The organism is Sulfurovum sp. (assembly GCF_041562805.1).
Classification (GTDB): Bacteria; Campylobacterota; Campylobacteria; order Campylobacterales; family Sulfurovaceae; genus Sulfurovum.
The window spans coordinates 1-1,534 of sequence record NZ_JBFFOH010000281.1; the positions used below are offsets into that span (position 1 = coordinate 1).

3 protein-coding genes are annotated in these 1,534 nt (G+C 38.6%); all 3 read right to left on the minus strand.

Going from position 1 to position 1,534, the window contains the following annotated elements; genetic code table 11:
* Positions 1 to 258 (minus strand): 3-hydroxyacyl-CoA dehydrogenase NAD-binding domain-containing protein (locus tag ABYK33_RS15765; protein ID WP_373034268.1); only part of this gene is annotated, 258 nt, incomplete at its 3' end.
* A 240-nt stretch (positions 259 to 498) separates the two neighbouring features.
* Complete coding sequence (galU, locus tag ABYK33_RS15770) at positions 499 to 1,323, minus strand: UTP--glucose-1-phosphate uridylyltransferase GalU (protein WP_373034269.1); 825 nt, start codon at positions 1,321 to 1,323, stop codon at positions 499 to 501.
* 86 nt (positions 1,324 to 1,409) lie between these two features.
* Positions 1,410 to 1,534: hypothetical protein (locus ABYK33_RS15775; RefSeq protein WP_373034271.1), on the minus strand; the 125-nt coding region annotated here is incomplete at its 5' end.

Here is a 1,534-nt window from a genome sequence, read left to right on the forward strand (position 1 = left end):
GATAGGTGTAGGAACAGTCACGATATACACATTGCAATCAGCTATCTCTTCGAGGTCCTTAGTAAACTTCATACCATGAGCCAATGCTTCCTTGACCTGTGTATCACTCAGCTCAAGTGTACGGTCCACACCAGAGTTAAGCTCATCGATACGCCACTGTGCGATATCAAAACCAACTACATCGTATTTCTCCGAAAATGCATGTGCCAAAGGTAAACCAACGTAACCAAGTCCAATCACTGCTATCTTGTAAGTCATAAAAAATCCTGATAATAAATTGACAATATTATATCGAAAGGGGAGTAACAATCTAATGTCATGAAGATCAAGACAACATACTTATATCACTTTTATTCCGTCTCGAAAACTATTTTCATGGAATTATAGTATTTAAATGTCATATTAATGTCATATTTGTATGAGGTTATTCATTAGACCTTACAAAAAAGTGAACAAAGGACGTTTATAGCCCCCTTGCTCTTTTGAAGAAGATATATTTTACGCCAGGTTTTGATAAAAATAATTAGTTGCTTTAACGAAGCCGTCTATCGAACCACAGTCAAAACGCGTACCTTTAAATTTGTATGCAATGACCCTACCCTGCTTCGCCTGTTCAAGTAGTGCATCAGTGATTTGGACCTCTCCACCTTTACCTGGCTTTGTTTCTCTTAGTATGTCAAAGATATCCGGTGTGAGGATGTAGCGTCCTATGATAGCCATATTGGTAGGAGCATCTTTTGGATCTGGCTTTTCTACCATATCAGTAACACGGTAAATATCATCACTATTATCAACCAATTTCCCTGCGATAACACCATACTTATTTGTTTCTTCCATAGGGACTTCTTCGATAGCTACAACAGAACATCCGTACTTTTCATAGACTTCTATCATCTGCTTCAGTACGCCATCGTTTTCATTGGTACATAGGTCATCTGCCAAAATAACAGCAAATGGTTCATTCCCGATAAGCGTTTCACCTGTAAGGATAGCATGCCCCAATCCCTTCATCTCTACTTGTCTAGTATAGGAGAAGGTACATTGATCAATAACGGAACGGATCTCAGTAAGAAGATGCTCTTTATTGGTACCAAAGATCTGGTGTTCAAGTTCAAAGGAGATATCAAAATGATCTTCAATGGCCCTTTTCCCCCGCCCTGTGACAATCGCCATAGTATGAAGTCCTGCTTCAAGAGCTTCCTCTACACCATATTGGATCAGTGGTTTGGTTAAAACAGGTAACATCTCTTTTGGAGTAGCTTTTGTCGCAGGTAGAAAACGTGTACCATAGCCTGCTGCGGGAAATAAACATTTTTTGATCAAAGGGAATCCTGTAAAGTAAGTTGAAGATATTATATCGAAAAGGGATTATAGTATTTAGATGTCATATTTATGTAATAATTTCAAGTCTACATTCTTTTAAAATCATCTTCTTCTATACGAACAATGTCATCTTCACCCACATACTCACCCACCTGTGCTTCGATCATCACCAAATCTATCTTCCCCTCATTCTCAAGACGATGGACTTCAC